17 protein-coding genes and 1 pseudogene are annotated in these 22990 nt (G+C 59.4%); 13 read left to right on the forward strand and 5 right to left on the reverse strand.

What is annotated here, in order from left to right:
* The first annotated feature begins 128 nt into the window (after positions 1-128).
* From K349_RS0105030 to K349_RS0105045, 4 genes are all read left to right on the forward strand, one after another.
* Positions 129-1727 carry a sugar ABC transporter ATP-binding protein gene (locus K349_RS0105030; RefSeq protein WP_026368752.1) on the forward strand — a complete coding sequence of 533 codons (1599 nt, stop codon included), beginning with the start codon at positions 129-131 and terminating at the stop codon, positions 1725-1727.
* On the forward strand, positions 1727-2815 hold the full coding sequence (locus K349_RS0105035) for an ABC transporter permease subunit (RefSeq protein WP_245588000.1): 1089 nt from the start codon (positions 1727-1729) through the stop codon (positions 2813-2815). The genes K349_RS0105030 and K349_RS0105035 overlap by 1 nt, the downstream gene beginning before the upstream one ends.
* A gap of 44 nt (positions 2816-2859) precedes the next feature.
* A complete protein-coding gene (locus K349_RS16455) occupies positions 2860-3951 on the forward strand; it encodes an ABC transporter permease subunit (protein ID WP_034264264.1) in 1092 nt (363 codons plus the stop codon).
* Between the two features lie 245 nt (positions 3952-4196).
* Positions 4197-5294: a M24 family metallopeptidase gene (locus K349_RS0105045; RefSeq protein ID WP_026368754.1), complete on the forward strand. Its 1098-nt coding sequence runs from the start codon at positions 4197-4199 to the stop codon at positions 5292-5294.
* A gap of 310 nt (positions 5295-5604) precedes the next feature.
* Here the strand turns inward: K349_RS0105045 and K349_RS20215 are convergent, their stop codons facing one another.
* The gene (locus tag K349_RS20215) at positions 5605-6033 is read right to left on the reverse strand and encodes a M20/M25/M40 family metallo-hydrolase (protein ID WP_026368755.1); all 429 of its coding nucleotides are present in this window, start codon (positions 6031-6033) and stop codon (positions 5605-5607) included.
* Positions 6034-6217: 184 nt separating this feature from the next.
* Between K349_RS20215 and K349_RS0105055 the strand changes: the two genes are divergently transcribed.
* From K349_RS0105055 to K349_RS20050, 3 genes and pseudogenes are all read left to right on the forward strand, one after another.
* The gene (locus K349_RS0105055) at positions 6218-7036 is read left to right on the forward strand and encodes a 4Fe-4S binding protein (RefSeq protein ID WP_026368756.1); all 819 of its coding nucleotides are present in this window, start codon (positions 6218-6220) and stop codon (positions 7034-7036) included.
* Between the two features lie 116 nt (positions 7037-7152).
* Positions 7153-8127: pseudogene (locus tag K349_RS0105060) on the forward strand (IS1634 family transposase); the annotation flags it as partial.
* Positions 8049-8951, forward strand: coding sequence for an IS1634 family transposase (locus tag K349_RS20050; protein ID WP_420834451.1), 903 nt, complete (start codon positions 8049-8051; stop codon positions 8949-8951). The pseudogene K349_RS0105060 and the gene K349_RS20050, both read left to right, overlap by 79 nt.
* A gap of 343 nt (positions 8952-9294) precedes the next feature.
* Here K349_RS20050 and K349_RS16460 read toward each other — a convergent pair whose 3' ends face one another.
* The 4 genes from K349_RS16460 to nifJ all read right to left on the reverse strand — a co-directional run bounded on the left by K349_RS16460 (position 9295) and on the right by nifJ (position 16852).
* Positions 9295-11310: an Hsp70 family protein gene (locus K349_RS16460; protein WP_051464201.1), complete on the reverse strand. Its 2016-nt coding sequence runs from the start codon at positions 11308-11310 to the stop codon at positions 9295-9297.
* Positions 11307-12419, reverse strand: coding sequence for a hypothetical protein (locus K349_RS19315; protein WP_051464202.1), 1113 nt, complete (start codon positions 12417-12419; stop codon positions 11307-11309). Before K349_RS19315 ends, K349_RS16460 begins: the two co-directional genes overlap by 4 nt.
* Before the next feature lie 30 nt (positions 12420-12449).
* Positions 12450-13136 carry a DUF3298 and DUF4163 domain-containing protein gene (locus K349_RS0105075; protein WP_026368760.1) on the reverse strand — a complete coding sequence of 229 codons (687 nt, stop codon included), beginning with the start codon at positions 13134-13136 and terminating at the stop codon, positions 12450-12452.
* Between the two features lie 176 nt (positions 13137-13312).
* A complete protein-coding gene (gene nifJ / locus K349_RS0105080) occupies positions 13313-16852 on the reverse strand; it encodes a pyruvate:ferredoxin (flavodoxin) oxidoreductase (RefSeq protein ID WP_026368761.1) in 3540 nt (1179 codons plus the stop codon).
* A 580-nt stretch (positions 16853-17432) separates the two neighbouring features.
* Between nifJ and K349_RS0105090 the strand changes: the two genes are divergently transcribed.
* The 6 genes from K349_RS0105090 (at position 17433) to K349_RS0105115 (ending at position 22643) form a co-directional block, all read left to right on the forward strand.
* Positions 17433-17822, forward strand: a complete 390-nt coding sequence (locus K349_RS0105090; protein WP_026368763.1) for a response regulator — start codon at positions 17433-17435, stop codon at positions 17820-17822.
* Positions 17815-18735, forward strand: coding sequence for a chemotaxis protein CheX (locus K349_RS0105095; protein ID WP_026368764.1), 921 nt, complete (start codon positions 17815-17817; stop codon positions 18733-18735). The genes K349_RS0105090 and K349_RS0105095 overlap by 8 nt, the downstream gene beginning before the upstream one ends.
* A gap of 200 nt (positions 18736-18935) precedes the next feature.
* Complete coding sequence (locus tag K349_RS0105100; protein WP_026368765.1) at positions 18936-19430, forward strand: hypothetical protein; 495 nt, start codon at positions 18936-18938, stop codon at positions 19428-19430.
* 660 nt (positions 19431-20090) lie between these two features.
* A complete protein-coding gene (locus tag K349_RS0105105; RefSeq protein WP_026368766.1) occupies positions 20091-21152 on the forward strand; it encodes a D-alanine--D-alanine ligase family protein in 1062 nt (353 codons plus the stop codon).
* A complete protein-coding gene (locus K349_RS16470) occupies positions 21149-22243 on the forward strand; it encodes a D-alanine--D-alanine ligase family protein (protein WP_084460194.1) in 1095 nt (364 codons plus the stop codon). The genes K349_RS0105105 and K349_RS16470 overlap by 4 nt, the downstream gene beginning before the upstream one ends.
* On the forward strand, positions 22173-22643 hold the full coding sequence (locus K349_RS0105115) for a GNAT family N-acetyltransferase (protein WP_026368768.1): 471 nt from the start codon (positions 22173-22175) through the stop codon (positions 22641-22643). Before K349_RS16470 ends, K349_RS0105115 begins: the two co-directional genes overlap by 71 nt.
* The last annotated feature ends 347 nt before the right edge of the window (positions 22644-22990 follow it).

The following is a 22990-nucleotide window of genomic DNA, read 5'->3' on the forward strand; positions in this document are numbered from 1 at the left end:
CCACGGGAGCAATCGAAAGCAGGGTAATTGAGGTAGTTATATTGAGGTAGTTATAATGCACGGGGCCGACCTGAGGGACGGCCCCGTGCATCGGCAAAAAAGCAGACGAGGGAAGGGGGAACCCCCTGGTGGCGGCATATCGGTTGGAAATGCGGGACATCCAGAAGGAATACTTCGGGAACCGGGTCCTCAAGGGAGTTTCGATCCGGGTCGAGCCGGGAAAGATCTATTCCATCGTGGGTGAGAACGGTGCGGGCAAATCAACCCTCATGAACATTCTCTTCGGCATGCCTGTCATCCACAATACGGGAGGATTTTCGGGGGAGATCTTCATGGACGGTAATCCCGTTCGCATCTCCTCTCCCCAGGATGCGGTGGATTTGGGGATCGGCATGGTGCATCAGGAATTCATGCTCCTTCCGGGTTTTTCCATCGCTGAAAACATCAAACTCAACCGTGAAATCACGTTCCCCAACATGGTGAGCCGTATTTTCGGGAAAAAACTCGAAAGTTTGGACATGCCAGCCATGCGGAGGGACTCGCGAAAGGCACTGGATCGCCTGGGGCTTTCGACACTGGACGAGATGCTGCCCGTGGCGGGGCTTCCCGTGGGATACATGCAGTTCGTGGAGATCGCCCGGGAGATCGACAAGGAGAAGACAAAGATCCTCGTTCTCGATGAGCCCACGGCAGTGCTCACCGAATCCGAGGCGGAGGTGCTTCTCGCTACCATGCGTCGTCTTGCGGGAGAAGGAATCTCCATTCTCTTCATCACCCACCGCCTTGACGAGGTGCTTGCCGTCTCCCAGGACATCACGGTTCTCCGCGACGGCGAGCAGGTGGCGACGCTGAAGGCAGACGAGGCCTCGGTGAGCCGTCTGGCGGAACTCATGGTGGGACGCAAGCTCGAGGCAGTGGGGTGCGACGCCTGTGCACCCAGTCCCAAGAGGGACAAGGTGCTCCTGAAGATAGCGGACCTCCGTGTGGACATGCCGGGAGAGCGGGTCTGCGGACTTGACCTGGACGTGTATGAGGGTGAAATCCTCGGCATCGGCGGTCTTGCGGGACACGGAAAAATCGGCATCGCCAACGGCGTGGTGGGCATGTATCCTGCGGAGGGCAAGCTTGTCCTCGACGGGAAGGATCTTCCCCTGAACAATACCCTCGAGGCCCTGCGGAGCGGCATGGCCTTCGTGTCCGAGGACCGGCGCGGCGTGGGCCTTCTTCTCGACGAATCCATCGAGATCAACATGACCGTCACGGCCATGCAGTGCCAGGGAAAATTCCTCCGACGGATGGGCATTCTCCTGGCCGACGGAGGTGCCATTCGCCGTCATGCCCTGAAGATGATTCGAGATCTGGACATTCGCTGCACCGGACCGGAGCAGATCGTGCGGCGCCTTTCCGGAGGAAACCAGCAGAAGGTGTGCATCGCCAAGGCGATTACGCTGGAGCCGCGGCTCATCTTCGTCTCCGAGCCCACCCGTGGCATCGATGTGGGGGCCAAGAAAATCGTGCTTGATCTTTTGGTCCGATTGAACCGAGAGATGGGCGTCACCGTGGTGATCACCTCTTCGGAACTGGCGGAGCTGCGCTCCATCTGCGACCGCATCGCCATCATCTACAACGGAAAACTCGAGGGCATTCTGCCCCCCGACGCGAGCGACGTCGATTTCGGCCTTCTCATGGCGGGTGAAATGTCCCATTCGAGAAAGGAGGCATCGTGATGGCGGATCTGGAGAACAACGGTCTGCCCCGGGAAAGTATGGGCGAACGGATCCGGGAGGCCGTCAAGGATTTCGGCATTCCCCGTTTCATCATCCTCGGATTTCTGATTCTGCTCATCGTTGCCGCGAAGGTCCTTGGGCTTTCCATGCCGCAGCTTCTGGGCAGCATCCTTACGCGTTTCGGCATGAACGGCATTCTCGTGCTGGCCATGATCCCCGCCATTCAGTCCGGAACCGGACCGAATTTCGTGCTTCCTCTGGGGATCACCTGCGGCATCGTGGCGATGACGTTGAGCATCGAACTGGACATGACAGGGCTCTCAGCCTTTCTCTTCTCGGCGGGTTTCGGAGCCCTTCTGGCGGGCATTGCGGGCTATTTCTACGGCGTTTTTCAGAACAAGGTGAAGGGACAGGAGATGACGGTTGGAACCTACGTGGGTTTTTCCGTGGTCTCCCTCATGTGCATCTTCTGGACTCTCGTTCCCTTTAAGAGCCCGGAGATGATCTGGCCCTACGGTGGTTCAGGGCTTAGGGTCACCATCACCCTTGAAAAGCGTTTTGCCGGTGTTCTCGACAACCTCTTCTCCTTCGATATGATGGGTGTCACGGTTCCCACGGGGCTTCTCCTCTTCTTCGCTCTCTTCTGCGTGCTCACTTGGCTCTACATGCGCTCCAAATCGGGCATCGCCATGATGATGGTGGGGAGCAACCCCCGTTTCGCCGAATCAGCGGGGCTCAACGTGAATCGGCTCCGGGTGTTGGGTTCCGTGCTCTCCCAGATGCTTGCCGCGGTGGGCATCGTGGTTTACGCGGAGAGCTACGGATTTCTTCAGCTCTACATGGGGCCGCTCTTCATGGCCTTCTTCGCCGTGGCGTCCATTCTCATCGGAGGTGCCTCCCTGAAGCGGGCCACGGTGACCCACGCTGTCGTCGGTACCTTTCTCTTCCAATCCATCCTGGTGGTCTCCATGCCCGTGGCCAACCTGGTCGTGGCGGACAACCTGGCCGACGTGGTGCGGATCATCATCAGCAACGGCATTATTCTCTACGCGTTGACGCGGAAAGAAGCGGGGGTGGACGTGCGATGACGAGTGCACAGGAGACCAGGACGACACAAAACGCGGTTCCACCGATGCCTCCGGCGAAGAAGAAGTTCGACCTCGCCTATGCACTTCGCAGCAACGTCGTGCCGCTCTTTTTTCTCGTCATCTGCGTGATCGGCGCTTACTACAGCGGACTTTCCCTGCCCTTCCTGCTCAACGAAATCGTGGTGCGCATGGCCCGGAATAGTTTTCTGGTCATCTCCTTGATCATTCCCATCCTCGCCGGAATGGGGTTGAACTTCGGTATCGTGCTCGGAGCCATGGCGGGACAATTCGCCTATTTCGCCACAGTGAACTGGCAGATCGCCGGACTCTGGGGGTTCACCCTCACCTGCATTCTCTCCTTCCCGTTGGCGGTCTTCTTCGGATGGCTCACGGGGAAACTTTTCAACAGCGCCAAGGGCAAGGAAATGATCACCGGGATCATCCTCGGATTCTTCGCGAACGGGGTCTATCAGCTCATCAACCTTTACTTCATGGGCAACCTCATTCCCATCCGCGTTCCCGAGATGCTCATTCCGGGAGGCTATGGCCTGCGGAACACCGTGGACCTGAAAATCATGCACTACGCGCTGGACAATCTCTGGAAAGTGCGCATCCCCATTCCAGGGTCGGTCACGCCCATCGTCGTTCCCGTCGTGACCCTCGCGATTATCGCGCTTCTCTGCGTGGGCATGCGTTTCCTCTTCAAGACCAAATTGGGGCAGGAATTCCGGGCCACCGGCCAGAACCGGCACATCGCCGAGGTCGCGGGCATTCAGGTGGACAAGATCCGCGTCCTGGCCATCATCTTCTCCACGGTCCTCGCGGCGTGGGGGCAGATCATCTTTCTCCAGAACATCGGCAACATGAACACCTATGGTGCTCACGTTCAGGTGGGAACCTTCGCCGTGGCGGCCATTCTCATCGGTGGTGCGTCGGTTTCCAAGGCCACAATTGGTCAGGCCTTGATGGGAACACTTCTTTTCCACACCATGTTCATCGTCTCGCCCCTGGCGGGGAAGAATCTGCTGGGGAACGTTCAGGTGGGAGAATACTTCCGGGTGTTCGTCACCTACGGGGTCATCGGGGTCGCCCTGGCGCTCCATGCCTGGCAGGGGAAGGCCAAGAGAAAGTCCTGACGTCTTTTCGTCGACATCCGAAGGGAATTCAGGAGCGTTTTGACTCGACGAAGTTCTTGAGCGCCCGGATTCGATGTTGAAGATCGGATCCGGGCGTTTCCTTTTCCCTCGTTGACCCATTTTCAGATATCTGATATATCATAGGACACGACAAAACCATTTCTTCCGGAGGCGGGACGCTCTTTTCGGTGTTGCCGGAGCGGAAGGCCCGACCTTCCGGAAAGGGCGCGAAGGGAGAACTGAAGATGATCAACGGCAAAGGTTTGGCGAAGTTCACGACGCTGCTCGACAAGGCCGGTTATGACGCACTGCTTGTTGGCCCCTCGCCGGACATGGAGTATCTGTCCGGGCTTGTTCTGCATCCCGATGAACGCTTCAAAGTCCTCGTGTGTTTCCGGGACGGGCGACTCTGCGCCGTTTCACCCAAGCTCTACGTGGAGCAGATGCGGAATGCCTTGGGAGATGCAGTGGAGATGGTCGTCTGGGACGATGCGGAATGGTTCGAGAAGAAGACCGTGGCGGCCTTCGAAAAATGGGGGTTGCGAAATGGCCGCATCGCCGTGAACGAGGGTATCCGCGCAGTGGACATGCTCAATCTCCAGGAGCGCTTTGCCGCGACGTTCGGAGACGGACATTTTGTCGGCGAAGAGGCCCGTCTTCGCAAGGACGCCGAGGAGATTCATCGAATGCGTCGGGCGGGACAGATCGCCGATGCGGCCCTGGAAGCTCTGACGAAGGAGATCCGCCCGGGTGTGACCGAACGGACCCTGGCGAAGCGTCTGGAGGAGCTGCTCCTTGAAAAGGGCGCGACAGATCTTTCCTTCGGATGCATCGTTGCCTTCGGCGCCAATGGTGCATATCCTCATTACAACGGAGGCGGAGCGGTTCTTCGGGAGAAGGATTCGGTGCTCATCGACTTCGGGTGTAAGTTCGAGGGATACTGCTCCGACACGACACGCACGTTCTTTGTGGGAAATCCCACGGAAGAGGAACGGTACATCTACGAGACCGTTCTCGAGGCGAATCTCGCCGGGGAGGCTGCGGTGGCGGAAGGTGCCGCCGCTCAGGACATTGACCGAGCGGCGCGGGGAGTCATTGCCAAGGCCGGATTCGGGGAGTATTTCATCAGTCGTACCGGCCACGGCATCGGTGTGGCCATTCATGAGAATCCGTATATTCGGGAGGGGAACACCCAGATGCTGGAGCGGGGCATGGCCTTCAGCGTGGAACCCGGTATCTATATCCCCGGAAAGATCGGTGTTCGCATCGAGGACGTGATGGTTCTCACCGATGAGGGCCCCGAGCCCATGAGTCGCTTCCCCAAGGAACTCACGGTTCTCTGAGCGGCTCTTGCCTGTCTCCGTGTCTTCCGGGTTTACTCCGAAAAACGGCAACGCGAAGTCCCATGGTGCTGAACCTACGGAGCTGCGTGGGGTGTAGGGCCTGCACGGGGGCGTGTTCCATGCCGGACTGAGCACGCTTGGGAGAAGTGGAGTGAAAAGAGCATGGAACATATTGCGAAGTGAAAACCCGCTCGCCGAAGGAATTTGGCGAGCGGGTTTTCTTTCGGGTGGCGGGCTTTCGGAGCCCCGTCCGGAGGGTATCCACACGCTCGGAAGCGTGTATTTTCACGAGGGGGGTTTTCCCCTTCGCTCAAGCGGATTTCTCCAACGCGTTCCACGCGGCCAGAGCAAGAACGGAAGCCCCAAAGGGAAAGGATCGTCCGCTCGAAGGAGGGGGATGTGCCAGGGATGGATCGCGCCAAGATCCGGATTGCCCCACCCCGAGCCAGAAGAAACATCCTGGAATCTGTTCCTGAAAAAGAGCGAAATCTTCGCCGCCCATAGATGGCGTCGGTACCACGACTGCGTTCGGACCGAAAAAGACACGGGCTCTTTCCCGAACCAGACGTGTCGCTTCGGGGTGGTTCAACACCGGGGGAAGATCGTGGCGAAGCGTGTTCACTGCCGCCATGAGGGGGCCTTTCTTGACGGCGATAGAACCTGCGGGGTATTCGGGATGGTTGTGGAGGCCGAAGACCATGTCCGGTTTCGGAGAGGCGAACGCGCCGTCCCGAATCATCGCTGCGGCGCCAGTGGAGCGACGGAACATCTCTTTGTGACAGAGTTGCTTCTGTGAAGCTGGGAGTGGATGGACACGGGTTTGCGAGGGAGAGAACACGCGGCGTTCTTGAGTCTGGACGATTATACCTATGATGGGTATAATATTTCCCCAAAAGATTGGAAGAAAGCGGGGAGGAAAGAACATGGCAAATCCTCTGGGAAGCGCCTGGCCGAAGGTACGGCGTATTCTGCAGGCGCAACTCGTCATTGCGTTTCTCGTAACCGTGATGATCATGAAACAATGGTGGTTCTGCGTGATGATGCTCGGGTTGGGAGCGATGCTCTCGGTGCTTCGGGGAAAAGTGTGGTGTGGCATGCTCTGTCCGAACGGAGGGCTCGCGGACCTCGTGTGGAGCCGCGTTTCTCTGCGGTTGTTTCCCTTTCCGAACTGGCTCGGAAAGGGAAACGTGCTCCGGGCGCTCTTCGTGGGAGGCATGATCGCCTGGTTCGCCGGAGTGGTCTGGTACGTAAACGTCCATTTGGGATTGCCCGTGGCCTTTGCATCCTACGATGCACACGGTCGGCTTTTTTTGTGGTTCTGCCAGAGCATGATCCTGCTCGCGGCGGTCATGGGGATCGTCTTCGAGCCCCGGGCGTTCTGCCTTCACGTCTGCCCCGGTGGAACGCTGGGGACCCTTCTGGCGGGGGCAGCGAAACGAAGTCCCGTGGCGCTGGACGTACGCAGCTGCGTAGGGTGTCGTGCCTGCACGAAGGCGTGTCACATGCCGGATCGGCTTCTGGAACCACTTTTGAACGAGGCGGCGGCGAGAAAGGCAAGGGGCGAGGATTCCGGGACGCTTCCCGTGTCCTCTTCGTGTTTCGGCTGTCTCGGCTGCGTTGCCGCCTGCCCCCGCGGGGCAATAAGGCTCAACGAGCCGAGACGACGCGAAGAGCACGGAGACGGAGAGAAGAAAACTTTTTTCCCGACTTCGCCGTTTTTCCCGAGAAAACAAGGATTTTGAAAAAAGGGATGCAGTGTTCATGGGGGTTCAGAAGATCGGGAAGCCGGAAATCAAAATGTAGTGCCTAGTATATTTGCCCTATTGACATATTGTCTTTCTCCGGATATACTTCCTTTATGTATATCCGGGTGAAATCCTCAAAGCTCAGTCCGCGAAAATCAGTCCAGATCGTCAAATCCGTCCGCACCGGGAAACGGGTCTCCCAGGTCATTCTCCAGCACGTGGGCATAGCCCACGACGAGAAGCAGCTCTCCGAGCTCCAGGAACTGGGGCGGAAGCTCATTCTGGAGATGGAGGAGAGAGAGCAGCCCTCTCTTCCGGGGTTCTCCCTCCTCGAGAACGAAGAGGCGTGGGAGCGGCCGGTCGGGGACGGGGAGCGGGTCAGCCTCCGGGGGATGAAGAACCTGGAACAGGTGACGGAAGGGCCGGGGGAAGTCGTGGAGAGCCTGTTCTCCTCCCTGGGCTTCGAGGCGATCTTCGGGGTATCCAGCCGTGGGAAGGGGAACACGGAAGTCCTGAAGAAATGCCTCGCCTGCGCCCTCGCCAATCCTTCGAGCAAGCGGGGGATGTCCCGTTGGCTGGAGGACGAGGGCGGGACGGACATGTCGCTGAACAGGATCTACCGAATGATGGACGCCCTGGCGAAGAAGACGGACCGGGTGAGGGAGATCGTGGCGCGGGAGACCGCGTCCCTCTTCGAGACGAAGGCGTCGCTGCTGCTCTTCGATGTGACCACCCTCTATTTCGAAAGCTTTGAGGCGGATGCCCTGAGGGTGTCGGGGTACAGCAAGGACAACAGGATACAGGAGACCCAGGTGGTGCTCGCCCTGGCGGTGACGCCGGAAGGATTTCCCCTCTGGTACGACCTTTTCCCGGGAAACACCTTTGAAGGGCATACTCTTGTGCCTGTGCTCAGGAGATGCATGGAGACCTTCTCCCCCCGGCAGGCGGTGGTGGTGGCGGACCGGGCCATGTTCACGGAAGAGAACCTGCACGAAGTGGAGAAGGCGGGATGCTCCTTCGTCGTGGGAGCGAAACTCCGGGGTCTCAGCCGGACCATGAGGGAGAAAATCCTGGACGCCGGGAACTACTCCCCCTGCCCGGAGGTTCGCCTGTCTTCCCGGAGAGTGAGAGAGAAACGTGCAGCCCTTCCCGTTGGTACTCCGTCCCCCTCGAAAACGGGAGAAATTTGCTCGTCACCTGGAGTGAACAACGAGCCCGGAAGGACGCCTCCGACCGGGAACGGCTTCTGGCCCGACTGCGGAAAAAACTGCAGGGGAAGAAGACTCTTCCGGGAAAAAGCCTTGTCACCAACCGGGGGACGAACAAATACCTCTCCCTTGAAAATGCAAACGGACAGGACCGCTACATCCTGGACGAAGAGAAGATCCTCCGGGACAGCCGGTGGGACGGCCTTCACGGAGTCATCACCGACCTGCCCGTGGAAAGTGCCGCGGAAGCGCAGGACATCCTCGCCCATTACGGGAGCCTGTGGCGCATCGAAGAATCCTTCCGGGTGAACAAGCACGACCTCTCCATCCGCCCTGTCTATCACTGGGTACCCCGCAGGATCGAGGCCCACATAGCCCTCACCTACCTCGCCTTCGCCCTCCTCCGGCATCTCCAGCACCGAGTGGCGGTCCGGCAGAACGCGGTGATGAGCGCCCGGGCCATCCGGACCGCCCTGCTGGATGTCCAGTCCACCCTCATGAAGGACGAAGAGACGGGGAAACTCTACCGGTTTCCGAAGGCCATGAGCGAGAGCGCCCGGAAGATCTACCGTTCCCTGGGCCTCGTCCGGGGACTGGGGAACACGGAGATCCTGTCGGTGAGGAAATACAGGAACCGGAAAGGGATCCGGAGCGCCGGGACGGACGGAGACGGAACAGCGGGGGAAGGGACGGGCAGGAACTGAACGAGCCGGGAGCAGATCTCCTGTTTCCCTTTCGAAATACCTTTCGGAGCCCCGAGACACGGTGAGACCGAAAAATCCGCCTCAAACGACAGCCCCTCTTTTCACAGAATTGAAAAGAGGGGCTGTGTAGTGCCCACCCAAGATGCACTTTCCGGTGTTTGCAAGGCTTCCCGTTTCAAACCCGGCGAAGTCGGGCGCCTGCCCCCGCGGGGCAATACGGCTCAACGAGCCGAAACGACGCGAAGAGCACGGAGACGGAGAGAAGAAAACTTTTTTGCCTGGGGCGTGAGCCGGTGTCCCCGATGTTTCGTTGAGGGCCTGAAGTGCCGGCCCTTTCCGTACCTTACCTGGGAAGTTCCTTCTCTTCTCCGATCTGGTGAAGGAGAGAAAGAGCGTCGATGATCTCTCGAAGCGCCTCGTCGAGACGGTGGCGGAGGGTTTCTTTCGCCGGGAGGAGTTCCTCGGCGATGCGGGAGGAGAGGGCGGTGCGGAAGGTCCGTTTTGCGTCGTCGAGGCACGTGTCGATGGCTTTTTCCGAAAGGAGATGTCGGGTGAGCAGTCCCGGGAGCGGAAGATTTTTCCCCGCCTTCTTTCCTGCCATGGCGAGGAAAATGCCGAACATCGCGCCGAGAAGGAGGCCGAGGGGCCCGGAGAGCAACAGGGCGGTGCCGCCGCCTCCGCAGATCGTTGCGGTGAGCATCACCGTGGCGAGGGTGGCGAATTCCACGTAGCCGCTGCCGAGTTTTCCCACATTCATCTGTGTGTGAATTCCGGCGACGCGCTCGGAGGAGAGTTCCTCCGTGTCGAGCAGCTCTTCCGGCACGTAGGCGACTCCTTCCCGGCGGAACCAGTCCCGGGACGCATCGCGAACGGCCGTGTCGAGTCCGAAGAACACCTCTTCGATGGCCTCCTCGACGATGTTCCGGAGCGATGGGGCGAATTCCTCCGCCGTCCTTTTCAGGCGTTTCTCCAGGTTCGCCACGGAACCGCCCTCGATGCGGAACTCCTCCAGGAGAGGGCGAAGTCGCTTTGCAAAGAGGCGCTCCTCCGTGTGACGGCAGATGCGCGTTTCCAATTCTCGTATCCGTTCCGCGAGGAGCGTTTTCTCCAGCGTCTCCAGGAACGCGGGAAGGCCGCGATACAGGCGCTCTTTTGTGCCTTTGCTCCGCCGTCGCAGCGCGGGATAGAGGGAGAGCCCCTCCGCCACGTTAGAATAGGGGCGTTCGCTGGTCACTACCCGCTCCGGAGGAAGCGCGAGCGTCTCGGCCACCATGGAGGGCAGGAATGGCCAGAGGCTGCTTCCTCCCGTGAGAATCACCTTGTCCACAGCGGTGATGCCTGCGCTGCCTCCGAGTCCTTCCAGAAGAGCCTCGCGGAAGCGGGCGAAAAGGTCTGTACTGCATCGGTCGGTCAGCGCGGGTCCTTGCGGTTCTTTCGAAGCGCGAAGACGTTCGAGGAATTCCCGTGACGGTGTGTAGGAGGCCGAGCGCTCCAGAAATTCCGCCTCGCTGATGTCTTCGAGACGTCCGTAGAGGCCTCCCGGTCCCACTGGAGCGTTCCAGGGAACGGAATCGCGCCCCTGTTCCCTCCGTGATGCCAAGAAGGTGGAGAACCGCTCCTTGCACTCCCGGCACCAGTGCCAGTGCACGATATATTCGTCGCCGGAGGCTTCGAGTTCCTCCCGCTTGTTCGGCTGCTGTTCCAGGTACCACTGGAAGAAGAGATCGTCGAACAGGCGTCCCCCCAGGAGCATGTCCCCCCAAGAAGAGACGAGTTTTCCCCGGAGAAGGAGGGCGAAATCGCAGGTTCCACCACCGAAATCCACAACGAGAACGCTCCGCGTCGCCTCCCGAAGCGTCAGGGAGAGGTCCTTTCGGTTCAGATGGTAGAGAATGGCCCCCCAGGGTTCCGCAAGAAGAGAGACCTCCGGGAAACCACCTTCCGAGGCGATTCGCCGGAGCGCGGCCCGATACCCCGGCGAGGCCTCGCCGGGGACTCCGAAGAGTGTTGCCGTCTTTTCCGGCGTGCGCAGAAACGTGGCGGCACATCGGGAACGAAGGGCGCCGAGAAAGAGGCGGGCGTCCTCTTCGCACTGCGGGTCACCAAGGAGATCCGGCTTGAAATGTACTCGGAGCTGCAGATCACGCCGCAAGGAAAGTGGTGTCTCACCCCATTCCTCCAGTGCCTCGTGACCGATGAGGATCGTTCCGTCCGGGCGGCGGAGGAGTGCCGTGGGAATGCCCGGTCGGCCGTTCCGGTCCAGGGAGACCGGAGAGGGGAGTGGTTCGTCGGCGCTGCAGCGGCAGAGATGGGTATTGCTCGTGCCGAAGTCCACGGCCAGAATGTCCGGGCGTGTCACGGAACTCTCCTTTTCCGGAGCAATCCCTTGGAGAGGACCTGTCCGTTCCAGAGAACCGGCTTGCGTTCCACCCGAACGGGATCTCCGGGAAGAATGTGTCCGAAGGTCTCGAAACGCGCCGCGAGGTCGTCGCTCCAGACGAGAGGCGTTTCCGGGTCGCTCTCCGCACCGGGATCGGGAGAAAAAGGCTCCAGGGAATATCCGGCGAGGGATGCCTCTTGCAAAAGGTACATCGCGGCGGCTCGAAGTGTTCCGTCTTGTTCCGTTCCTTCCGGAAGGGACTGTGCAGCAGCGGCAAGATCCTCCAGCGGACCGGCGAGACGGGAGAGAGCATCCAGAGCAGTTGGGGAGTTGGATTTTCCCGGAGAGGTTGGTGGAGGAGGAAGCGCTTGAAGGGCTCTCTCTTCCGCATTGAGAGCGGCGCGGACGCTGTTTTTGAGGGCCGCCGCCGCTTCGTGCCGTCGGAAGATCTTGCGGGGACGGCAGAGAAAGAGCAGAAAGAGAGCGCCTCCGTAGAGGAGGAGACGCCGCGTTTTCCCTCCTCCGAAGGGAGCGCCGAAAAGCCGTTTTGCCAAGGTGATCGGGCCGAATCCCGCCAGGTCGGCGAGAGTCGCTACTCCCAGCGCCGCGAAGAGTCCGCGCCACAGGCCAGGATTCTCTCCGAGGAAAAGGCACAGTTTCAAAAGGAGCCACGCTCCGAGGGGGGCGCCGAGAAAGAGTCCCATTTTGGGAATGTGCAACAGGTATGTGGCGAGTGGCTCGAGGAGAAGCATGCCGCCGAGGCTGCCCGCGGCGGCGATGGCAGCGAGACGCCCTGAAGGGATTTCATCGGCGAAGAAAGGGGCGAAAAAGTTCTCCCTTTCGCCCGCGACGGAAAAGAAATTCTCCATGACCATGGCGACGGGTTCGGAAAGACAGGTCAGGGCGGCGTTTCGGGCTTCCCGGAGCATGTCGGCCGTGGGGGGCGTTTTCTTCGCCAGGGAGTTCTCTTTCTCGGCAAGGGCCTGGAGAAACGCCTCCTCCACTCTGTCAGCGAGTTCCTTTGCCTCCTCGGGGGAGGGCAGGGCGACGTGCTTTTGGGGGATGCCTGAATCGGAAAAAGGAAACATGGAAACCTCCTTGCGAGGGATAGGGATGTTTCAGCGGAGCAAGTCCGATTTCAAGTGCTCCGTCAGTGTGGTTAAAGGAATGGAGAAGGTTGGTGTTCCATCGCAGTGGGGAGTGTAGTCTCCGTCTTCCCAGAAAAGAACCAGTGCGTCGTCGGTGAGATAAAACTGATCCGCCGTGGCCTCCACGCCCCGAAAATCCTCCAGCATTGCGGTGATCTCTCCCTTTTCCTGTTTCTGTCGGATCATGGAGGACATGCGCTCATCCAGCGCCTTTTCCCAGCCGCTGTCCGGAAGAAAGAGATCCTTCAGATCAAGGACTGCGCCGTCCTTTTCCGAGAAGGTGCGGGCGTAGAGCCACGTGCTGGGGTGGGCGGCTCCCTGAAAATAGGTGAATTGTGTGAAGAGAAGGCTCACCAGGCCCTTGTCGTTTCGTGTCGCCTCCCAGGAGAGTTCGCCAGTGAATTCCGCGGGATCCTCCTTGCCGAATTCGACGAGGACAGATTCCACAAGCTTCTGGATCTCCTCGTTGATGGCGGTTGTTGCGCCGGCATTCTTGGGGAGCAGGACGTCCGGATAGGAGAGGGTGATGCCCGGAGACGTTATGGTCTTCGAGTGCAGTGATGCTGTTTGGGCAAGGGTCATTGCAGCGAAACAGAAAAGCATCAAACCTGCCAGGAGTGAAATCAGGAACGGGAAGGCAAGGGATCTCCTCGCCATGACGTCTCATCGTCCTTTCGAAAGATGTGCTCAGTGGCAAGCCACCCCCTGCACTATATATATAATGCAGGGGGTGGCTTGCCTTTCGGAATTTCAAGGAAATGCTCTCGCCTCATGCCCCATGGAATGCCCTGGAGAGCGACGTTGCCGTGGCGGGGCGGAGGAATCGCTCCCTTCTATGCCTCCGTTGCGGGCATGGAAGCTATGTGCTTGTAGAGCTTCCACCGGGAGAGGAGGTTCTTCTGAGATGCCTCGATGAGCGCCTCCGATTCCGCCGGATGCGCCCGATGGAGCATGGCGTACCGCGTCTCTCCGTAGACGTAGTCCTTGAGGGGCAGCGTGGGGTCCTTGCTGTCCAGCTGAAGAGGGTTCTTTCCCGCCTCGGAGAGGCGCGGGTCGTACCGAAGGAGCGGCCAGTGTCCGGACTCTACGGCCTTCTTTTGCTGGCTCATGCCCGTCTTCAGATCGAAGCCGTGGGCGATGCAGTGGGAGTAGGCGAGAATGAGAGAGGTTCCCTTGTAGGATTCGGCCTCACGGAAGGCTTTCACCACATGGTTGTCGTTGGCGCCGAAGGCCACTCGCGCCACGTAGACGGAGCCGTAGCTCATGGCCATCATGGCCAGATCCTTTTTGAAGGCCTGCTTGCCTCCCGCAGCGAACTTGGCCACTGCGCCCATGGGCGTGGACTTGGACATCTGTCCTCCCGTGTTGGAGTAGACCTCGGTGTCCAGGACGAGAACGTTCACGTCGCGGCCCGAGGCGAGCACGTGGTCCAGTCCGCCGTAGCCGATGTCGTAGGCCCATCCGTCGCCGCCGACGATCCAGACGCTCCGCTTCACGAGGACGTCCGCCACGGGCAGCAAGAGCTTCGCCTCGGTTACAGTGCTCCCGGCGAGCTTGGTCTTGAGAGTCGCCACACGGTCGCGCTGGAGAGCGATGCCCTCCTCAGTGCTCTGATCCGCCTCGAGGATTCCCTTCACGAGGTCGTCGCCCACGGTACCGCCGAGCTTCGCAAGCAGTTCCCGGGCGAACTCGTTCTGTTTGTCCACGGCGAGGCGCATGCCCATGCCGAACTCCGCGTTGTCCTCGAAGAGAGAGTTTGCCCAGGCAGGTCCCCGTCCGTCGGCGTTCACCGCCCATGGGGTAGTGGGAAGATTGCCGCCGTAGATGGAGGAGCACCCAGTGGCGTTCGCCACGAGCGCCCGATCGCCGAAGAGGGCCGAGAGAAGCTTCACGTAGGGTGTCTCGCCGCATCCCGCGCAGGCTCCGGAGAATTCAAAGAGAGGACGGAGGAGCTGCACGTCCTTGACGACGTTGAGGTTCAGATCCTTGCGGGCCACGTCGGGGATGGAGAGGAAGAAGGCGAAGTTTTCCCGTTCTTGTTCCCGAAGGGGCGGCTGCGGCGCCATGTTGATGGCTTTTCGCTCCGGATTCGTCTTGTTCTTGGCGGGGCAGTTCTGCACGCAGAGACCGCACCCCGTGCAGTCTTCGGGAGCTACTTGGACGGTGAATTTCTTCCCGGGGAAATTCTTCCAGTTGGCGTTCGCGGACTTGAAAGTTGCGGGCGCTTTATCGAGGAGCGCCGGATCATAGACCTTGGACCGGATCACCGCATGGGGGCACATGACGACGCACTTGCCGCACTGGATACAGACTTCGGGATCCCATACGGGGATCTCCAAAGCAATGTTCCGTTTCTCCCACTGGGTTGTGGCGGGAGGGAAGGTCCCGTCAACGGGCATGGCGCTCACGGGGAGTTCGTCACCCTCGTTGGCGATGATGGGCCCCAGGACGTTCTTCACGAAATCCGGTGCCTCCGCGGGGACCGCGGGACGCATGTCGAACTCGGCGGACACGGAAAATCCGTCGGTCTTTACCTCGTGGAGGTGTGCCAAGGCTGCGTCCACGGCGGCGAAATTCTGCTGTACCACCGCTTCGCCCCGCTTGCCGTAGGTCTTCTCGATGGCCTTCTTGATGGCGGCGATGGCCTCGTCCTTGGGAAGAACGCCGCTGATGGCGAAGAAGCAGGTTTGCATGATGGTGTTGATGCGCCCGCCCATGCCGGTCTTTTCCGCGACCTCATAGCCGTTGATGACGTAGAAGCGTATCTTCTTGTCCAGGATCTGTTTCTGCACCTTTGCCGGCAGATGGTTCCAGACCTCGTCGGGGCCGTAGATGCTGTTCAGGAGGAAGACTCCGCCTGGCTTGAGGTTTTTCAGCATGTCGTACCGTTCGAGGAAGGAAAACTGGTGGCAGGCCAGGAAGTCCGCCCGGGTCACCAGATAAGGCGCATGGATTGGATCGGGGCCGAAGCGGAGATGGGAGATGGTGATTCCTCCGGATTTCTTCGAGTCGTAGACGAAGTAGCCCTGGGCGAAGTTGTCCGTGTCCTCTCCGATAATCTTGATGGAGTTCTTGTTGGCGCCCACAGTGCCGTCGGAGCCGAGGCCGTAGAAGAGGCAGCACTTTGTCTTGGGGTTTTCCGTGGAGAAGGAGGCGTCCACGGGAAGGCTCAGATGCGTCACGTCATCCTCGATGCCCACCGTGAAATGCTTCTTGGGCGTCGCTTTGGCGAGTTCGTCGAAGACGGCCTTCACCATGGCGGGGGTGAATTCCTTGGAGGAAAGGCCATACCGGCCTCCGATGACCGAGACAGCAGGCCTGGATTCCTTGATGACCGCCGCGACATCGAGGAAGAGCGGTTCACCTTCCGCACCTGGTTCCTTGGTGCGGTCAAGGACGGCGATGTGCTTCACCGTAGCGGGAAGGGCCTTGAGGAAATGCTCCGCCGAGAAGGGGCGATAGAGGCGCACCTTGATAACGCCCACCTTTTCGCCCGAGGCGACGAGGTAATCCACGGTTTCCTGGGCGGTCTCCGCGCCGGAGCCCATGACGATCACCACGCGTTCCGCGTCGGGGGCACCCACGTAGTCGAAGAGGTGGTACTGACGGCCGACGACCTTGGCGAAGGCGTCCATGGCCTTCTGGACGATCCGGGGACAGTCGGCGTAGAAGGGATTGCAGGCCTCTCTGGCCTGGAAGAAGACATCCGGGTTCTGGGCGGTGCCGCGGATGACCGGATGCTCCGGATTGAGTGCCCGCTTCCGGTGGGCTGCCACGAGTTCGTCGTCGATGAGGGCACGCACGTCCTCACGGGTGAGCTGTTCCACCTTCTGCACCTCGTGGGAGGTGCGGAAGCCGTCGAAGAAATGGATGAAGGGGACTCTCGCCTCCAGGGTCGCCGCTTGTGCGATGAGCGCCGTGTCCATGATTTCCTGCACCGAGTTGGATGCCAGAAGGGCGAATCCCGTGCTGCGGGCGGCCATGACGTCGCTGTGGTCGCCGAAGATGGAGAGGGCATGGGTCGCCACGGTGCGGGCCGAGACATGAAAGACTGTGGGTGTGAGTTCTCCCGCGATCTTGAAGAGGTTGGGAACCATGAGGAGGAGTCCCTGGGAGGCGGTGAAGGTAGTGGTGAGCGCTCCTGCCTGGAGTGCGCCGTGTACTGCGCCGGCGGCTCCGCCTTCGCTCTGCATTTCCGTCACCTGGGGAACGGTGTTCCAGATGTTGGTCATGTTTTTCGAGGACCATTCGTCGGCCCATTCGCCCATGGGGGACGAGGGCGTGATGGGATAGATGGCGATGACCTCGTTGGTGAGGTGCGCTACATATGCCGCCGCTTCGTTGCCGTCGAGCGTTACCTTGGGTCGTACCATTGCGAGACCTCCTTAAAAACGTTCGTAGGATCGTTCGGGAAAGCGGCGGTGGGGTGGAAGCGCTCGCGTTGGTTGTGTTTGAGGAAGGAGCCGCTTTCCTGAAAAATCCTGAAATGTGAAAACCCTCTCGGCGCCCCTCCGGGAACGCCGCCTGACACGGAAAATGCTCGTGTATCCGACCTCCGGTGCTTCTTCTTCCCCGCCCCTCTCGCTCCTGCCCGAACGAAAAAGGCGAGGAAAACCGATCATCACAAAGAGACACCTCTCCTTCCGGAGAGATGCGACCTCATGATACGCCAAAAACGTCTCTTTCACAACAATATTCCGAAAAACGCAAGGACCAAAACGTGCATGAGGGAACAACATAGAAAGAAATAGAAAGAAAAAGCGGCGTGACGTCCCGCGGCGAATAGCGTAGAATGCAAGGGACCTCCCCCGGATTGTCTGCGGGAGTTGTTGTTGTTATTTTGTAGCAAATTGCTGCATCGTTCCGGCGGCGCGTCGTCGTTTCTCCTGTTCGGCGATTCTGTTGCCGCGCTTTTCGGCGAGGGGCTGTCTGTCTGCAATGATCTGGAGGTGCATGGATGTGAAGAAAAAGCTCACCGTGCTCGTGTGCGACGATTCGATGCTGGTGCGAAAGAAACTGCGGAATCAACTGCTTGCCCTCGCAGAAATGGACGTTCTCGAGGCGGAGGATGGCGCCACGGCGGTGGAACTCTACCGGGAGAACAAGCCGGATCTGGTCTTCATGGATATCGTCATGCCCGTCAAGGATGGCATTGTCGCGCTGGAGGAGATTCGTGAGCTCGATCCGGGTGCGCGGGTCGTCATGGCATCCTCGGTGGGTACATCCCAAAACCTGAGGCGGGCCATCGATGCAGGAGCCTTCGATTTCGTCCAAAAGCCGAGCACGGATGCACGCATCGCGAACATCGTGCGTCGCATCCTGGAGGAGGGAGACCATGCTTAGCCGACTTCTGGGAGAGTACCTTCTCGAAGAGCGTCTCGTCACGCCCGAGCAGTTTCGAAGAGTACTCGACCGTGCCGCTTCCGCCAAGGTCAAGATCGGAACCCTTGCCATCAACGCGGGCTACATGGCTGCTGCGCAGGTCGAGGAGATTCACGAGCTGCAGAAGACGCGGGATCTTCGTTTCGGCGATCTCGCCGTGGAGAAGGGATATCTGACGGACGCGCAGCTTCAGGAGCTTCTGCGCACTCAGCCCAAGGAAGATCTGCTTCTCGGACAGAGTCTCGTCGAAGAGGGACTTTTTTCCTGGGGGCGCTTCGAAACCATTCTCAGGGATTACCGGGAGAAGAATGCCATCGACGAAAAGCAGTTCGAGGCGATCCGGAGGGGTGATGTGGAAGCGCTGGTGTGGATTCTCTTCCGGGGGCGGAATGTTCTGAAACAGCAGTTTTTCGTGAAGTATATCTCTCTTTTTCTCCGGAACGTGATCCGCTTTCTCGATGCGGGCGCCTCTCTCGTGCCGGAGACGGCGGATACCTATGGAGATTTTCCCCATGTGACCATACAACTGTTCAAGGGAAAAGTCTCCTTTTTCTCGGCTGTTGCGGCAAAGGAGGACGTGCTTCTTTCCCTTGCGTCCCGCTTCGCAGGAGAGAAGCTGGAGCGTTTCGACGAGTTCGCCCAGGCATCCATCGCCGAGTTCTTAAATCTCGTGAACGGTCTCTTTGCCGTGAATTGCTCTCACGAGGGCGTGGAGATGGACCTGCTTCCTCCCCTCATTGAACGGAACGTCGGATTCGGTGGAGATCTGGAGGTCGTGCGCGTTCCCGTGGGCACGAACTCGGGAGTCTTTACCCTCTTTGTCGCTCCGGAAACGCCGAGGAGCCTGCTGCGCAAGCTTGAGGGAGGGCATTGACGGGAAGTGTTCCGCTGCCGCTTTCCATTTCGGCCCGACCCTCTGGAGGAGGATCGCTTCCTTCTCCCCACAGCGCCGCTTCCGTATTTTTACGGAAGCGGCGCTGGTTCTTCCGGAGGATGCGGGAGCACGATGCGGCGGATATACTGAAACGGAACAAATCGAGGTACCCCACGCTCGCCCGGAGGAGGTTTTCGTTCATGATGCGACCGTTCCTGCTTGGCGCAATGGCGTTGGTCCTGTTGACCGGAGGCGGTCATTTTCTTGCGGCCGGTCTCGATATGGTTCTCAAGGGCATTCCCGCAGGGAAGGAGTTCTCCGTTTCTCTCTCCGAGGAGAGAGGAGGCGGCGAAAAATCCTCAAAAGCCGGTGAGGGGAGGACGAAACCCCTCTTTCAGACCTCCGCCGCGTTTGCCCGGGGGATTTACGCCGTCAGCTCCGTGCAGACCGCTGACGAGTCTCTGTCACTTATGGCGGACTGGCCTGCCGAAGCCCGTTTTGCCAGGGAGAGGGCGCTTGAACTTCGGCAGGCCGAACACGCCCTTAAAGTGGCGCTTTCCGAGCGCCCCCTGGATATCCGCACTGTGGAAGACCTGTGGCAAAAGATCGTGTTCCTCCGGAACGATCTGGGTGTTCTCTGCGCCGCGTCCACTCCGCGGACGTCCTCCCGCTCGGAACGTTCCGTCACGAATTGAATTTTTGCCGCATTGTGTCGTCGTGCGGAAAAAATGAATAATGTTTCGGAAGCTCTGAATAAAAGACCTTTGGCTTTTCCTTGACTCGGGTCGCATCAGGTTCTGCGAGGCGCCCTGCGGGCTGGCGTAGCCTTATTCAGAGATTTCTTTCATTTCACCTTCTTGCCCCGAGCGCCCAGGCTTTCGGGGTTTTGTTTTTCCGGAGGGCGACGGAGCGTACTCCACCATTGAAGAAAGCCTGTTGTTCCAGTTGATTTTCCCCGTTGCGTTCTTTCGCTTTTCTGCTACAATTCGCGTCAGAAGGGCACTTCTTTGCCCTTTGCATCAGGAGACGATGACAGTTCTCCCATATGTTCCGAGGTTTGCCTGCGGGAGTGTATGCGCGGGAGACCGCCAGAGTCAGTGGGCCGAATCGCCCTTCTCCGACAGTCGAGAAATGGACCGTATGCAGTACGTCCGAAACTGTCGGGGAAGGGCGTTGTTCGTTTCGGCAGCAAGGTAACGAGAACAGTATATCTTCACTGATGGAGGCGAGGAGGAAGGGCGAGGAGGGGTTACATGCACTGCAGAATGCATTTGCGGAGAGCGTTGCTGTTGCGTTATTTCTCATCCTCCCGAAAACGGGAGCCCGATCAATGACCCGAGGGGGCGACACCTATAATGAATGAGGGCATTCCCAAAGCGGAAGAGCCGCAACCTGCACTTACCGTGGGCATCACCTACAATCTCCGGCAATGGACCGACGACGGAGATGACCGGTACGAAGAGTACGATTCCATCGAGACCATCTCCTCTCTGGAGACGGAAATCCGCAAGATCGGTTTTTCTCCCCTGCGCCTTGAGCAGGACGAGCATTTCCTCGAAACCCTCAGCAGAGTCCGCCCGGATTTCGTGTTGAACATCGCCGAAGGGCGAGGCGGCGGACGCGGCAGGGAATCCCAGGTCCCCTGTATTCTGGAGAGTCTTGATATTCCCTTCACTGGATCCGATCCCGTGGCACTGGCGCTGACCCTCGACAAGCATCTCACGCGCACCGTTCTCGCGGCGGGACATCTGCCGGTTCCCGAGGGGTGCATGATTTCCCCGGGCGGAGAACTTTCGGAGGCGGAAATGCTTCTGAAACGGCACGGAAAGGTGATTGTGAAACCCCGCTGGGAGGGTTCCTCCAAGGGCGTTTTCGCCGATTCCACGACCACCGATGCGGAACGACTGCCCTTTCTCGTCTCCCGCATCTGGGAGCGTTACGCCCAGGCGGCTCTCGTGGAGGAATATCTTCCGGGAGACGAATACACGGTCTCCCTTCTGGGAAATCCCCCCGAGGTGGTTGGGCTCATGCGCATCCGCTCCGACAGGTATCGGGAGAATTTTCTCTATTCCCTCGAGAACAAGCGGGATCCCGACTGGATGGACCACATGGTCTACGAAGGACGGAGCGCGCTTGATCCTTCCGTGACGGCCTTTCTCGAAAACGGGGCTGTTCGGGCCTTCGAGGTCTTGGAGCTTCGTGATCTGGCGCGGATCGACTTCCGTACCGATGTGCAGGGTGTGCCCCGTATCATCGACGTAAACCCCCTTCCGGGTCTTCGCCCAGGTTACAGCGATTTCCCCATTTCCTGTCAGGTGAACGGTGTCTCCTACGAGGACGTCATTCGGGGCCTTTTCGACGCTGCGCTTCGTCGGTGTGGTCTTCTCGAACCTTTTCGTCTGCGGGTGGCGTCATGAGGCGTGCTTCGCAAAGCGACAGTCCCGTGGTGGTGGTTACCGGCCGGGAGGCGACCGAGCGGGAAGACGTGCTTGACTCGCTCCGGTGCCGCGAATCCGTGGCGGCGGCCCTCCGGGAGGAGGGGCACGAAGTCCGGCTTTTCGATGTCACCCCGGAACACCTCACGGAGGAAGGGTACACGTCGCTCCGGTCGGAACTGCTCTCGCTCCGTCCGAAGTGCGTCTTCAATCTCTTCGAGGGCTTCAGTGCCGATTCCGCCGCGGAGATTCGTTTCTGCACCGTTCTTGAGGAGCTGGGACTTGCCTTCACGGGAAATCCCCCGGAAACGCTTGCTCGCTGCCTTGACAAGGCGGAGGCGAAGGATCGCCTCCGAAAGGCAGGACTTCCCGTCGCTCCCGGTTTTTGTGTCCGAAACGACTGGAACGGTGCCATGCCCTCCCTGAAGTATCCCCTTTTCTGTAAACCCTGCTGTGAGGACGGCAGCGTGGGAATCGGTGACGATGCCCTCGTCCGAACGCCGGAACAGCTCGTGGACGTGCTGTCGTCCATGCTCGCCTCTTTTCCCGGAGGAGTTCTCGTGGAGGAATTTCTTCCCGGAAGGGAATTCAACGTGGGATTTCTCGGCAATGTCCGCTACGAGCTGCTCGGCGTTTCGGTCATCGACTACGAAGGGTACGGAGACGTGCCTCCTTTTCTCAACTATGCCTCCAAGTGGGATCCGGAAAATCCCTCGTACGCAATCGAAGTCCGCGTCGAGGAAGGAATTCCCCCCTCGCTTCGGAAGCGCATTCACTCCATTGCGGCAAAGGCGGGGAGGGTGCTCGGCTGTCGGGGATATTTCCGGGTGGATCTCCGTGAGCGGGACGGGAGACTCCATGTGCTCGAAGTGAACCCGAATCCGGACCTCAGTCCGGAAAGCGGCCTCGCCCGTCAAGGTGCCTTTCGGGGATATTCCTACCCGGAAGTGGTGTCGCGTCTTGTCCGTCTTGCCGGAAAGAGTGCTCCAAGGAGGGAAGAGCGTGAACGAAGAAATCGATGTTCTGCTGGAGATGGCCGCCCGAACTGGGGCCTTTACACCCCAGGAACTTGAGGTTCTGGAGGAAGTGTTGCGGGATGCTCTTCGAGGTGATGGGGACGCTCAGGATGAGACGGCCTACCGGCTTTGCACACTCCGAGAGCAGGATCGTCCTGCCGGTTTCCTGATCTACGGAAGGACACCCATGACCGCATTTGCCTACGATCTCTACTGGATCGTCGTGGAGCCCGCCTTGCACGGTACCGGCGTGGGACGTCGTCTCGTGGCGGTCATGGAGGATGCACTCCGGGCTTCGACGGGGCGAGGTATCGTCCGGGTGGAGACCTCCGGCAAAGAGGAGTATGCGGGACAGCGTGTCTTCTATGAACGCTGCGGATTCTCTCTTGCGGGGAGAATCGCTGATTTCTATCGCTCCGGGGATGACCTGCTCACCTACGTGAAGGTCGTGTCCTGAGAGCGAAAAAACCGGGGTGTGTCCTCTCTTTTTTGGAAGACGCTCTCTTGTTTCTGTCCATTTTGTAAAACCCTTCCGAAGACTGTTACGAGATCGGTTTGAAACAGACACGCCCTGTGGCGTCTCTTTGCAAGAGGCGTCGCAGGGCAATTCATTTTGAACGCATAAGGAAGCTCTGAAGAAAGACCTTTCGCTTTCCCTTGACTCGGCGTCAGGCTCTGCGAGACACCCTGCGGGGGCTGACGCAGCCTTATTCAGAGACTCCATAAAATTTTTCCCCACTCCTCATCCTCCGAGCTTTCTCTCGCCCGTCTGTTTCTTTTCGACATGCCTCTTCTGGCTGTCAT

It is taken from the genome of Aminiphilus circumscriptus DSM 16581, from assembly GCF_000526375.1.
GTDB classification, from domain to species: Bacteria; Synergistota; Synergistia; order Synergistales; family Aminiphilaceae; genus Aminiphilus; species Aminiphilus circumscriptus.